The 12,255-nt window shown below is 70.1% G+C and carries 14 protein-coding genes and 1 pseudogene; 8 read left to right on the forward strand and 7 right to left on the reverse strand.

Features of this window, described 5'->3' with window-relative positions; translation table 11 throughout:
* Positions 1–18 precede the first annotated feature (18 nt).
* Positions 19–354 (forward strand): annotated as a pseudogene (locus AB0B45_RS45325) (serine hydrolase domain-containing protein); the annotation flags it as partial.
* A 2-nt stretch (positions 355–356) separates the two neighbouring features.
* On the forward strand, positions 357–2,588 hold the full coding sequence (locus AB0B45_RS45330; RefSeq protein ID WP_358144210.1) for an excinuclease ABC subunit UvrA: 2,232 nt from the start codon (positions 357–359) through the stop codon (positions 2,586–2,588).
* A 189-nt stretch (positions 2,589–2,777) separates the two neighbouring features.
* Here the strand turns inward: AB0B45_RS45330 and AB0B45_RS45335 are convergent, their stop codons facing one another.
* Together AB0B45_RS45335 and AB0B45_RS45340 are read right to left on the reverse strand one after the other, a co-directional pair.
* Complete coding sequence (locus tag AB0B45_RS45335) at positions 2,778–3,398, reverse strand: response regulator transcription factor (protein ID WP_358144211.1); 621 nt, start codon at positions 3,396–3,398, stop codon at positions 2,778–2,780.
* Positions 3,395–4,429, reverse strand: a complete 1,035-nt coding sequence (locus tag AB0B45_RS45340; protein WP_358144214.1) for a sensor histidine kinase — start codon at positions 4,427–4,429, stop codon at positions 3,395–3,397. The genes AB0B45_RS45335 and AB0B45_RS45340 overlap by 4 nt, the downstream gene beginning before the upstream one ends.
* A 117-nt stretch (positions 4,430–4,546) precedes the next feature.
* On the opposite strand from AB0B45_RS45340, the gene AB0B45_RS45345 reads away from it, so the two are divergent.
* Complete coding sequence (locus tag AB0B45_RS45345; protein ID WP_358144215.1) at positions 4,547–5,131, forward strand: ankyrin repeat domain-containing protein; 585 nt, start codon at positions 4,547–4,549, stop codon at positions 5,129–5,131.
* 17 nt (positions 5,132–5,148) lie between these two features.
* Here AB0B45_RS45345 and AB0B45_RS45350 read toward each other — a convergent pair whose 3' ends face one another.
* Positions 5,149–6,060: an asparaginase gene (locus tag AB0B45_RS45350; RefSeq protein WP_358144218.1), complete on the reverse strand. Its 912-nt coding sequence runs from the start codon at positions 6,058–6,060 to the stop codon at positions 5,149–5,151.
* Positions 6,061–6,160: 100 nt separating this feature from the next.
* Between AB0B45_RS45350 and dtd the strand changes: the two genes are divergently transcribed.
* The 4 genes from dtd to AB0B45_RS45370 all read left to right on the forward strand — a co-directional run bounded on the left by dtd (position 6,161) and on the right by AB0B45_RS45370 (position 8,980).
* The gene (gene dtd, locus AB0B45_RS45355; protein ID WP_358144220.1) at positions 6,161–6,586 is read left to right on the forward strand and encodes a D-aminoacyl-tRNA deacylase; all 426 of its coding nucleotides are present in this window, start codon (positions 6,161–6,163) and stop codon (positions 6,584–6,586) included.
* A 78-nt stretch (positions 6,587–6,664) separates the two neighbouring features.
* On the forward strand, positions 6,665–7,888 hold the full coding sequence (locus tag AB0B45_RS45360; protein ID WP_358144222.1) for a sensor histidine kinase: 1,224 nt from the start codon (positions 6,665–6,667) through the stop codon (positions 7,886–7,888).
* Entirely contained in the window at positions 7,879–8,523 is a 645-nt protein-coding gene (locus AB0B45_RS45365) for a response regulator transcription factor (RefSeq protein ID WP_358144224.1), read from the forward strand. The genes AB0B45_RS45360 and AB0B45_RS45365 overlap by 10 nt, the downstream gene beginning before the upstream one ends.
* Before the next feature lie 13 nt (positions 8,524–8,536).
* Entirely contained in the window at positions 8,537–8,980 is a 444-nt protein-coding gene (locus tag AB0B45_RS45370) for a hypothetical protein (RefSeq protein WP_358144225.1), read from the forward strand.
* 85 nt (positions 8,981–9,065) lie between these two features.
* On the opposite strand, the gene AB0B45_RS45375 is transcribed toward AB0B45_RS45370, so the two are convergent.
* The 4 genes from AB0B45_RS45375 to AB0B45_RS45390 all read right to left on the reverse strand — a co-directional run bounded on the left by AB0B45_RS45375 (position 9,066) and on the right by AB0B45_RS45390 (position 11,682).
* Positions 9,066–10,004, reverse strand: a complete 939-nt coding sequence (locus tag AB0B45_RS45375; protein ID WP_358144226.1) for a glycine cleavage T C-terminal barrel domain-containing protein — start codon at positions 10,002–10,004, stop codon at positions 9,066–9,068.
* A gap of 4 nt (positions 10,005–10,008) precedes the next feature.
* Positions 10,009–10,428, reverse strand: coding sequence for a Fur family transcriptional regulator (locus AB0B45_RS45380; protein WP_358144229.1), 420 nt, complete (start codon positions 10,426–10,428; stop codon positions 10,009–10,011).
* A 472-nt stretch (positions 10,429–10,900) separates the two neighbouring features.
* Positions 10,901–11,197 (reverse strand): DUF2470 domain-containing protein, encoded by a 297-nt coding sequence (locus tag AB0B45_RS45385; protein WP_358144231.1) that lies wholly within the window; start codon positions 11,195–11,197, stop codon positions 10,901–10,903.
* Positions 11,194–11,682, reverse strand: coding sequence for an FABP family protein (locus AB0B45_RS45390; protein WP_358144234.1), 489 nt, complete (start codon positions 11,680–11,682; stop codon positions 11,194–11,196). Before AB0B45_RS45390 ends, AB0B45_RS45385 begins: the two co-directional genes overlap by 4 nt.
* 168 nt (positions 11,683–11,850) lie before the next feature.
* Here AB0B45_RS45390 and AB0B45_RS45395 point away from each other — a divergent pair, with 168 nt between their 5' ends.
* Positions 11,851–12,213 (forward strand): DsrE family protein, encoded by a 363-nt coding sequence (locus AB0B45_RS45395; protein ID WP_358144236.1) that lies wholly within the window; start codon positions 11,851–11,853, stop codon positions 12,211–12,213.
* The last annotated feature ends 42 nt before the right edge of the window (positions 12,214–12,255 follow it).

Below are 12,255 nucleotides of genomic sequence, written 5' to 3' on the forward strand. Positions count from 1 at the left end.
GCGGGCGTCACGGCGACCGTCGTCCATGTGCTCGTCGACCGCGGGGTCCTGTCCTATGACACGCCGATCGCCGAGGTGTGGCCCGAGTTCGGCGCGCACGGCAAGCAGGCCGCGCCCCTTCGGCACGCGCTCACCCACTCGACCGGCGTGCCGGGCGTGCCCGCGGGCACCACTCTCGGTTATTCGATCGAAATGATGACCCAAACGCTGAATTCGCCCACTATGTTCGGATGGGGCGGTAGCGGGGGCACGATCGCGTTCGCCGACACCGCCGGCCGTACCGCCTACGCCTTGACCAAGAACCGCCACTCGGCCGGTGACTTCAGCACGGCCGACCTCGTCTTCAACAGGTGAACATGGACAGCATTCGGATCGTCGGCGCTCGCGAGCACAACCTCAAGGACGTCTCCCTCACCATTCCGAAGAACCAGATCACGGTGTTCACCGGAGTCTCGGGTTCCGGCAAGTCCTCCATCGTCTTCGACACCATCGCCGTCGAGGCGCAGCGCCAGCTCAACAGCACCTACTCCTGGTTCATCCGCAACCAGATGCCGAAGTACGAGCGCCCCCACGCCGACGTGATCGACAACCTGACCACGCCGGTGATCGTCGACCAGAAGCCCATCGGCGGCAACGCCCGCTCCACGGTCGGCACGATCACCGACGTGTACGGCATGATCAGGGCCATGTTCGCTAGGACAGGCGGACGCCACGTCTCGGCCTACTCCTTCAACGACCCGCAGGGCATGTGCCCGTCGTGCGACGGCATCGGCAGGACCATCCGCGCCGACGTCTCGCTCATGCTCGACCCGGACAAGTCGCTGGACGAGGGCGCGATCCTGCTGCCCGGATACAAGGTCGGCGGCCTCGAGTGGCAGATGTACGGCAAGCACCCCGGGCTCGACGCCGCCAAGAAGCTCGCCGACTACACCGCCGAGGAGATGGAGACGCTCCTCCACGGCGATGGCGTCAAGATCGAGCTGACCATGAAGAACGGCACGTTCAGCGCCGAGTACGAGGGCCTGGTCGACCGCTTCACCAGGCGTGGCGTCACCCGCGACCTCAGCACGCTGAGCGAGCGGACCCGCGAGCAGATGCAGCGCTTCCTCACCGAGGGCGTCTGCCCCGCCTGCGCGGGCGACAGGCTCAACCCCGCGGCGCTGGAGACCCGCATCGAGGGGCGCAACATCGCCGACTGGGCCCGCATGCAGGTCACCGACCTCATCGAGGTGCTGGACGGCCTCGAGGGCGCCGCCGCGGCGGGAGCGAAGGAGGCCCTGCGGCGGATCGCCGACATCGGCCTCGGCTACCTCTCGCTCGACCGCGCGACCACGTCCCTGTCGGGCGGCGAAGGCCAGCGGCTGAAGATGGTCAGGCACCTGGGCTCGGCCCTCACCGGCATGACCTACATCTTCGACGAGCCCAGCGTCGGCCTGCACCCCCGCGACGTGGGCCGCCTGAACGACCTTCTCAGGGCGCTGCGCGACAAGGGCAACACGGTCCTGGTCGTCGAGCACGACCCCGACGTGATCACCATCGCCGACCACATCGTGGACGTCGGCCCGCGCGCGGGCGTCCACGGCGGCGAGATCGTCTTCACCGGCACGGTCGCCGAACTGCGCGACGCCGAGACCCTCACCGGTCGCGGCCTGCGCCGCTCCACCCAGGTCAAGCAGGCCGTACGGCAGGCCACGGGGTTCATGCCGATCAAGGACGCGAGCCTGCACAACCTGAAGAAGGTCTCGGTGGACATCCCGGCAGGGGTGCTCACCGCGATCACCGGGGTGGCGGGCTCCGGCAAGAGCTCGCTGATCTCCGGTGAGTTCATGGCCGCCTACCCCTCCGCGATCTTCGTCGACCAGTCGGCGATCGCGGCGTCCTCCCGCTCCACCCCCGCCACCTTCCTCGACCTCATGGACCCCATCCGCAAGCTCTTCGCCAAGGCCAACGGGGTCGCGCCGGGCCTGTTCAGCTTCAACTCCACCGGAGCGTGCGAGGAGTGCCAGGGGCGCGGGGTGATCATCACAGAGGTCGCGTACATGGACCCGGTCACCACCCACTGCGAGAGCTGCGAGGGCCGCCGCTTCAAGGAGTCGGTCCTGGTCCACACGGTGCGCGGCAAGTCGATCGCCGACGTGCTCGAACTGCCCGCGGAGGAGGCCGTCACGTTCTTCACCGAGCCCGCGCTGAAGTCCAAGCTGAGCTCGCTGATCGACGTCGGCCTGGACTACCTGACGCTGGGACAGCCGCTGAGCAGCCTCTCCGGCGGCGAGCGCCAGCGGCTCAAGCTGGCGCTCCAGCTCAACCGGACGAGCAGCGTGTACGTCCTGGACGAGCCGACGACCGGGTTGCACATGTCCGACGTCGACACGCTCCTCGCGTTGATGGACCGGCTGGTGGACGCGGGCAACACGGTCGTCGTCATCGAGCACAACCTCGACGTCGTCCAGCACGCCGACTGGATCGTGGATCTCGGTCCCGACGGCGGCAAGAACGGCGGCGAGGTCGTCTTCACCGGCACCCCGGCCGAGCTGCTGGCCTCCTCGGAGTCGCTGACCGGCGAATACCTGCGCCGCTACCGCTCCTGACCCTCCACCTTCCTAGCGGCGCTCGTCCACCCCCGGCCATCCCTTGAGCGCTCCTCCCATCCGCGGCCACGCCTCCGGCCCTCTCTCCGCCTCGCGGGCCGGGGGGGGAGGGCCGTGGGATGCAGGGCGGAGGAGGGCGGTGGGGTGCCGGGGTGCTCGTCGGCGAGGGCGGTCGAGCCGGTGGGCGTTTCACCGCCTGATCAGGCCGCGTTCGACCGCCGCGGCGACGGCCGCGGTGCGGGTGTCGACGCCGAGCTTGCCATAGACGTGGACGAGGTGGGTCTTGACGGTCGCCTCGGTGATGAACAGCGTCTTGGCGATCTCCTTGTTACCCGCGCCCTTGGCCAGCAGTTCGAGGATCTCGATCTCCCTGGCGGTGAGGGCGGGCCCGGGGTCGCGCATGCGGCGCATCATCCGCGTCGCCACCTTCGGCGACAGTACGGTCTCACCCCTGGCCGCCGCCTTGATCGCGTGGAAGAGCTCGTCGGGAGGGCAGGCCTTGAGCACGTAGCCCGTCGCGCCCGCCTCGATGGCCCTGACGATGTCCGCGTCGGTCTCGTAGGTGGTCAGGACGAGCACCTGCGGGGCGTGCGGGAGCGCGCGCACGAGCCGCGTGGTCTCCACGCCGTCGGGCCCCTCGCCGAGCTGCAGGTCCATCAGCACCACGTCGGGCTCCCTGAGCGCGATCCCCCTGACCGCCTCCTGCGAGGTCGCGGCCTCCCCGACGATCTCCATGTCGGGCTCGTCGCCGACCAGCGCCGCGATCCCCGCCCGCACCACAGGATGGTCGTCCACCAGGAAAAGCTTCACGCCGGAATCCTCGCAGCCACGGCCGTGCCCTCGCCCGGCACGCTCTCCACCACCAGGGTGCCACCGACCTCGGCCAGCCTGTCACGCATGCCGCGCAGGCCGTAGCCGCGCCCCGGGCCCGAGACGGCCTGGTCGAACCCGACCCCGTCGTCGAACACGTCCAGCGTGACCTCGCCCTCCAGGTACGACAGCGTGACGACCACCCTGTCGGCGTGGGCGTGCTCGCGCGCGTTGGCGAGCGCTCCCTGCGCCACCCTCAGCAGGACGGCCTGCGTCTTCGGATCGAGGGGGTACTCGGCGCCCTCCTGGCAGAAGTCGTCGCTGATCGCCCTGAGCGCGTCGGGCAGCGACCGCTCGGCCAGGTCGGCGGGCCCGAGGTCCCTGACGAAGCGCCGCGCCTCCTCCAGGTTGCCGCCCGCCTGGGCCATGGCCTGGCGCAGATAGGAGCGGGCCCGGCCCGGATCGCTCTCCCACGCCCGGTCCGCGGCCTGCAGCAGCATGCGCTGGCTGGTCAGGCCCTGGGCGATCGTGTCGTGGATCTCGCGGCTGAGCCGTTCCCTCTCCTCCAGCATGCCCGCGCGGCGCAGCTCCCAGAAGATGACCACGGTCATCGCCGCGACCGCGACGGGTGCGAGCACCTGGCTGGGGTCGAAGCTGTCTGCCAGGTAGATCTGGGCGACGATCACCGCGACCGTCAGCACGGTCGCCGCCACGATCGTCAGCGGCGGCGAGAGCAGGCGCAGGCAGACGAAGAACAGCGGGATCGCGCACCACGAGAAGGACGGCGCGAGCTCGACCAGCACCAGCCACAGCAGGAGCACCGCGACGAGCCACGCCAGCCGTCCGCGGTGACCGAGCCGACGCCAGAACACCACGCCCGCCGCGTAGAGGACGCCGAGGCCCGCGGCCAGGCTCACGTTGCGGACGCTCTCAGGATTGAGCCCGTGCCTGAACAGCAGCCTGGAGGCCGAGGCGGCGAGCAGCAGGAAGAACCCCACGTGCATGGCCCTGTTCAGCCAGACGCGCTCCACCGCTCCTCCTGTCCTCGCATCGACCATTCGATTCTTCCCCCGAATTCCATCGGCCGTGCGATGCCTACCACCCCAGCCCGTCCGAAACCGTCGCAACCTGGCATGAAAGGATCAAACGTGCTCAACGGACAACTGCTCACAGCCGCCGCCTCGGGGGACGCCGCCGCCGTCAGGGAGGCCGTCACCGAAGGCGCCGACCTGGAGGCGCGCGACCGCCAGGGACGCACCGCCCTGCTCCTGGCAAGCGCCGCCGACCACGTGGAGGTCGCCGAGATCCTGGTCGCCGCGGGTGCCGACCCGGACGCCCTCGACGCCCAGCACGACACCCCGTGGCTGGTCACCGGCGTGACGGGCAGCGTGGCCATGCTGCGCGTCCTCCTTCCCGCCAACCCCGACCTGACGATCAGGAACCGCTACGGCGGGGTGTCGATCATTCCCGCCTGCGAGCGGGGTCATGTCGACTACGTGCGCGAGGTGCTCAAGACGGACATCGACGTCGACCACGTCAACGACCTGGGGTGGACGGGACTGCTGGAGGCGGTCATTCTCGGCGACGGCGGCCGGCCGTACCAGGAAATCGTCAGGTTGCTGCTCGCCGCGGGCGCGGACCCCGGCCTGGCCGACGCGAACGGGGTGACCGCGCTGCGGCACGCCGAGGAGAAGGGGCAGCGGGAGGTCGCCGAGATCCTCCGTCGCGCCTGAGTCCCGCCTGACGCCCGTCAGGCGCGCAGCCGTACCTCTCCGACCGGGTGGCCGCCGCCGAGCAGTGGAGTGGCGGCCAGGGCGTCGAGCTCGGGAGCGTCGAGACCCAGCGCCCGCAGCGCGGCCACGGTCACGGGGACGCGCGCCCGCGACGACCCGTCCTCGATCTTGACGGTGCCTGCGCGGCCGTCGGCGAAGGCGAAGGCGTCGAACCCCTCGGCGCCCACTTTCACCATCAGCCCGGGTACCGCCCGCATCAGCGCGGCCTCGGGTCGGGTGGTGCCCGAGGTCCACTCGGGATGGGCGGTGACGGCCTCGTAGACGCGCCGTTCCGGCGAGCCCTGCTCCCCCAGCGGGAAGGCCCTGAACGCGCGCGTCACGCCGACCATCGAGACGAAGAAGAGCGGTGCGCCGCAGCCGTCCACGCCGGTCGCGGCCACCCGCTCGCCGGTCAGCTCCTCGACCGTCTCCCTGATCGCCCGCTGCAGCGGATGCGTGGGCTCCAGGTAGGTCTCCAGCGGCCAGTTGTTGACGACGCAGGTGGCGAGCATCGCCGAGTGCTTGCCGGAGCAGTTCATGAAGATCCGCGCCTTGGTGGGCACGGACCTGTCCTCGGGGTAGTCCTCCGGGCAGAGCAGGGCGCTCTCGTCGAGCCCCGCGCTCGCGAGGATCTTCCTGGCGCCGTCGACGTGGTACGGCTCGCCCGAATGGGAGGCGCATGCCAGCGCGAGCAGCTCGCCGTCCAGGTCGAGGCCGCTGCGCAGCATGCCGAGCGCCTGCAGCGGCTTCATCGAGGAACGCGGCGAGGCCAGCGCGTCGACGGGACCGTGCGCGCGGACCGGCGTTCCGTCGGCGGACACCGCCAGCATCCGGGCCTGGTGCGTGGACTCCACGAACCCGGAACGGACAACCTCCACAACGAGCGACATTTCCCCTCCCTTTTCGCGATGAGTCTAGCCGTGGCCGCGCTCGGTATCCGCCGTCCGTGACGGCCTCCGGCGCCCCCGAAGTGGGACAGAATGGGGTGTCATGCGAGCAGTCGTGCAGCGGGTCAGCCACGCCTCCGTCGTCGTCGAAGGTCGGACGGTCGGCGCGATCGACGAGCCCGGCCTGATGGTCCTGGTCGGCGCCACCCACACCGACACCGCCGCCGAGTCCCGCAAGCTGGCCGCCAAGCTGTGGGGCCTGCGCATCCTCGACGGCGAGAAATCCTGCTCGGACGTCGGCGCCCCGCTGCTGGTCATCAGCCAGTTCACCCTGTACGGCGACACGCGCAAGGGCCGCCGCCCCACCTGGCAGGCCGCCGCGCCTGGCCCGATCGCCGAGCCCCTGGTCCAGGCGGTCGTCGACGAGCTCAGGTCGCTCGGCGCGCACGTGGAGACCGGCAGCTTCGGCGCCGACATGAAGGTCTCGCTCCTCAACGACGGCCCGATCACGCTGGTCATCGACGTGTGAAACGGTAGTGCCAGCCTCACCCTTTTCCCGGATAGTGCGCCCATTCCCGCCCCTCACCGGCCTCTCTACGGTTGACGCATGACCATCTGGCATCGGATCCGCGCCCATTGGGGAGCGGCGACCTGGCTGCGCACGCTTCACGTGGCGATGGGCCTGCTCACCGGGCTCCTCACGGCAGGCGTGATCGTCGCCCTGCTGGTCGCGGCGGTGCTGCTGGTCTGGACCGTGGTCGTGCCCGTGATCGCGATCGGCCTGCTGTTCTGGTCGATGCCACACCTCACGGCCCTGCAACGCTCCCGCTTCGCGGCCTATCTGACTCTCCGGATTCCGCCGCTGCCGCGTGCGCTCCCCGTCCGCAACCCGATCACGTGGCTGATCAACCAGGCGAAGACGCTCAGCACGTGGCGGCAGATCGCCTACCACCTGCTGTGCCCGCTGCTCAACGGCCTCGGCTCGGCCGCCCTGCTCATCACGTGGGGCGGCACCATCGGCATGGCCTTCCTCACGGTCCGCACCCTCGACATGTCGCCCTCCAAGGGGTTCGGCCTGCTGTTCGCGGTGATCGGGTTCGGCCTGTTCTTGGCAGGACCGCTGGTGGCGAGGGCGTTCACCTGGGTGGACGTGATCGCGGGCAGGACGCTGCTCGGCCCGAGCATCAGCGACGAGCTCGCCCAGCGGGTGGAGACCCTGCAGGAGAGCCGCGCCGAGGTGATCGACGCCGCCGACGCCGAGCGCCGCCGCATCGAGCGCGACCTGCACGACGGCACCCAGCAGCGTCTGGTCTGGCTGGCCATGAACCTCGGCATGGCCCGCGCCACCCTCACCGACCTGCCCGAGCCCGCCGTCCAGGTGATCGCCCAGGCCCACGAGGAGGCCAAGCAGGCGCTGAAAGAGCTGCGCGACCTCGTGCGCGGCCTGCATCCCGCCGTCCTCACCGACGAGGGCCTCGACGCGGCCCTGTCCGGGCTCGCGGCCCGCGCTCCCCTTTCGGTACGGCTCAGCGTCGACGTCAGGGACCGGGCCTCGCCCACGATCGAGGCCGTGGCGTTCTTCGTCGTCTCGGAGGCGCTCGCCAACATCGCCAAGCACGCCGAGGCGACCAGCGCCTCGATCACGGTCACCCGCAAGGGCGACCGGTTGCGGCTCGCCGTACATGATGACGGGAAAGGCGGTGCCGCGCCCGAGCGCGGCACGGGTCTGCGCGGCCTGGCCCAGCGGGTCGGCTCGGTGGACGGCAGCCTGCGCATCGACAGCCCCGTCGGCGGGCCGACGACGATCGAAGTGGAGCTTCCATGCGAGTAGTGCTGGCCGAGGACTCCGTCCTGCTGAGAGAGGGCCTGACGTGGGTGCTCGGCTCGGTGGGCATGGAGGTCGTGGCGGCGGTGGCCGACGCCGAGGAGCTGCTGCGCGCCGTCGAGGAGCACCAGCCCGACCTGGTGATCACCGATGTGCGGATGCCCCCCTCGCACAGGGACGAGGGGCTGCGCGCGGCGCTCGTGCTGCGCCGCCAGCGGCCCGGCCAGCCGATCGTGGTGCTGTCGCAGTACGTCGAGGAGCGGTACGCGAGCCAGCTCCTGTCCACCGAGACCACCGGGGTCGGCTACCTGCTCAAGGACAGGGTGGCCGACGTCGCCGAGTTCGTCGGCGCGCTGCGCAGGGTCGAGGCGGGCGGCACCGCGCTCGACCCCGAGGTCGTCGCCCAGCTGCTGCTGCGCGGCCGCAGCGACCCGCTCGACCAGCTCACCCGCCGGGAGCGTGAGGTACTGGCGCTCATCGCGGAGGGCCGTTCCAACACCGGCATCGCCGAGGCCCTGGTCGTCTCGGAGGGCGCGGTCGGCAAGCACATCAACAACATCTTCGCCAAGCTCGGCCTGTCCGGCGCCGACGACAAGGATCACCGGCGGGTGCTCGCCGTGCTGCGTTTCCTGAAGGTCTGAAAGGAGCTCGACCATGCGCAGGCTGTGGCTCATCGCCGGCGGGGCGTTCGCCTTCATCTCGATCGTCAGCATGGGGGTGGCGTTCGGCATCGGCGCCAATACGCCCGACGAGTCGGCGGACACCTCTCTGATCTCCACCACCACGAAGGAGACCACCGAGAGCGTCTACGTGATCACCACGCCCGAGGTGTATGTGGACGTGACAGGCGAGATCGACATCAAGGTCGTTCCAGGCAGGGACGACCGGCTGACGATCAGGCGCGAGTCCGCCTGGGCCCTTGGACCTCGCGAACAGAGCGAGTCGTGGAACGGCCGCTGGCTTCGGGCCGGCTTCACCTGCGAGACACGCGGCTGCGGCGCGATCTACACCCTCGCGGTCCCGAAGGGCACCAGGGTGCTCCTGTCCGGCATGCCCCGAACCCTCACCTGCCCGCCCCGGATGTGCGCCGAGGCGTAACGCCGTCGCGAACCGGACGCGCCGAAGGGTTTCGCCGGCCGTGCAGCGAAGAGACCCTTCGGCGGTGCGACACCCTCGGGGTGGGTCAGCGGATGCGGCGGCGCAGGGCGGGGTCGATGGCGACGTTGCGACCCGCGTCCGGGGGCACGATGACCTCCTGGCCGGCCGCGACGCCGCCGGCGAGGAGCGGCGCGTCGACCGGCACCGTCCGCTTGACCAGCGCGAGCGCGATCGGCCCCAGCTCGTGGTGGCGGGCCGACGATCCGACGAAACCCACCTCCTGCCCGTCGAGCACCACGGGCGCGTTGTGCGGCGGCAGGGTGTCGACACTGCCGTCGAGGTGCAGGAACACCAGGCGCCGCGGCGGATGCCCCAGGTTGTGGACGCGGGCGACCGTCTCCTGCCCGCGGTAGCAGCCCTTGGTGAGGTGGACGGCCTCGCCGATCCAGCCCACCTCGTGGGGGATCGTCTTGTGGTCGGTGTCGAGCCCGAGCCGCGGCCGGTGCCCCTCGATGCGCAGCGCCTCGTAGGCCCACAGCCCGGCCAGTGGCTTGCCCAGATGGTCCGCCAGCTCGGCGCGCGGCACGAGCACGTCCTCGTCGGCGGTCGACAGGACGGCCAGGTCCTCGACGAGCGACACCTCGACCCTGAGCATGAACCGCATGCGGTCGAGGTAGTCGATCAACGCGGCCGCCGCGCCGGGCTCCACATGCGCCAGTACGGCCTCGCCGTCGTCGATCAGCGTGAGGTGGTGCTCCACCCTGCCCTGCAGGTCGAGGATCAGCGTCTGGGTCCACACGCCCGGCTGCAGGAGGTCGAGCTTCTGCGAGCTGAGGTCGTTAAGCCATTTCAGCCGGTCGGCTCCGCTGATCCGCACGATCTCACGGTTGCTGCGGTCGACGACCGCCTCGCCCTTCAGCAGCGCGCGCTGCTCGGCGAACAGGTCGCCGTAATGGGCGGCGACGTCGGCGTCGGGGGCCTCGGCCGCGACGGCGCCGGGAAGATCCAGCAGAGGGCTACGCATGCCGTCAGGCTACCCGGCAGTTACGGCAGCGGCCGAAGACGGTCAGATGCCGGACGTCGGTCTCGAAACCCATCTCCTCGTCCAGGCCCTTGACCAGCCCGTCGGCCAGCTCCAGGCGCACCTCGCTCACCTCGCCGCAGTCTCGGCACACCAGGTGGACGTGGTCGGCCTCGGTGGCCAGATGGTAGGTCGGCGCGCCGTGGTTGAGGTGCGTGTGGGTGACCATGCCGAGCTCTTCGAGCAGCTCGAGCGTGCGGTAGACCGTGGAGATGTTGACCCCGCGGGCCGTCTGCTGGACCTTCGCGCAGATCTCCTCGGGAGTGCCGTGCCCCAGCGTCTTGACCGCTTCGAGGACCAGCTGCCGTTGCGGAGTCACGCGGTAGCCCTTGGCGCGGAGCTCCTCGTGCCATGCGGTCTCGGTCATGCCTCGAGTCTACGGCCGACGAATAATCGCTTGCCCGTTACCGAAGGCTCCACATAACTTGAAGGCACGCGGAAAGGAGGTGGTCCAAGCAATGGTGATTCATAGTTGGGCTAGCGAGGTGGCTGTCCGCTAGCGGCGGAACCATCCGGACCAGGTCTGGAGGTCTCACGCCGCAGAGGCGAATTTGAGGCAGCCACCGGGGCTCCGAGCAGCTGGAAGTCAGGGTTCGACCCTGACTGTGGTCCATCCGGCCCGCTTGTTCCAAGCGGAGAACGCTCGGGGCCCTTTCCCATTTCCCGACGGCCGTTTCCTGATGCCACGGCCGTTTCCCGGTGCCATCAGCCGTTTCTGGCGAGCACGCGCCGGTCCCCCGTTGGACTTGGCTCGTCCGGCCTGCCGTGCTCCTTCAGCGTGCCGTACCCGTTGGACCTGCCAGGTAGGAGCACGGCCGGGCCGTACACATGTGAAGGTGTCAGTGCTCGCCGCGTGGTTGGAGGCCGAGTGCGGCGCAGGCCTCGTTGTAGAGGCGGACGACCGCCAGCCGTACCTGGGGACGCTCGGTCAGCGTCTCGCCCCACGGCACGCGCACCCGCTCGCCCCCGTCGATCGTGAACTCGATCGCCTCGGCGTCCACGTCGCTGGTCGTCGCGGTCGTCGCCTCGGGACGACCGCCGAGCGCGCGCACGATGAGCAGGCCGTCGTCGGCGTGGTCGTCGTTCATGTGACGCTTGATCGCCTCGACCACATCGGGGGTGAATGGGCTGCTCATGCCACCTTCTTGAGCTCTGCGGACATGTGGGAGGTCAGCGGGACCCCCTCGGCGGCCATGTCGTAGGCCCACATGAGGCTGCCGTTGACCAGGCCGTAGAGGCGGTGACCTGCGGAGTACTCCTTCGAGGTCGAGGTGCGGGCGACCACGTCGGTGCGCAGTTCGATCTTGTGGAACACCACCTCACCGACGTAGATCTCCACGATGCCCGTCGGGTGGGCGAGCAGGACCTCCAGCTGGCGGTCGGGCAGTTGGCGCCAGTAGCCGCTCTCGGTGGCCAGCGGGCGGACCTTCGCGCCGGACTCGTCCAGCAGCCAGGCGCGGCTGACGTAGGTCAGGAACGGCTTGCCGTTGTGGCCGAACTCGATCTCCTGGCCGAAGTTGAAGCTGTCGATCGTCGGGTAGCCGCCGACTCCCGCGCCCTCCCACCTGCCGAGCAGCCAGGCGATCGGCTCGAGGTCGGGATGCACTTCAGGTTCTTCCATGTCAAGCAAGCCTAGGCCGTCCCTGGCCTTCCCTGACGAGGACCTCACCCATGGATGGAGCAGGCGTGACGCCTGGTCCGGAGGAAGACGCTCGCGTGGATCCCGCCCCCCAACGGGAAGAGCGGCCGGATGCGGACGTCCGGCGCAGATCGGTCTAGGCTGGCGAACATGGCACGATCACTGGTCATCAAGGTGACCGCGGGAGCCGACGCCCCCGAGCGATGCAACCAGGCCTTCACGGTCGCGGCCGCGGCGCTGGCGAGCGGCGTTCCCGTCTCGCTGTGGCTGACGGGCGAGGCGTCGTGGTTCGCCCTTCCCGGCAGGGCCAAAGAGTTCAGCCTGCCGCACGCCGCTCCTCTGCAGGACCTGCTCGACGCCGTGCTCGCCGCGGGCCGCGTCACGGTCTGCACCCAGTGCGCGGCCAGGCGCGACATCACCGTCGACGACCTCATCCAGGGCGTGCGGATCGCAGGCGCGCCCGCGTTCGTCGAGGAGGCCGTGGCCGAGGACGCGCAGGCCCTCGTCTACTGACCTCCCCGCATCACGTTCCTGTACGGCGACGCCGCCGTCAGG

The sequence above is a fragment of the Nonomuraea sp. NPDC049152 genome, assembly GCF_040648355.1.
GTDB lineage: Bacteria > Actinomycetota > Actinomycetes > Streptosporangiales > Streptosporangiaceae > Nonomuraea.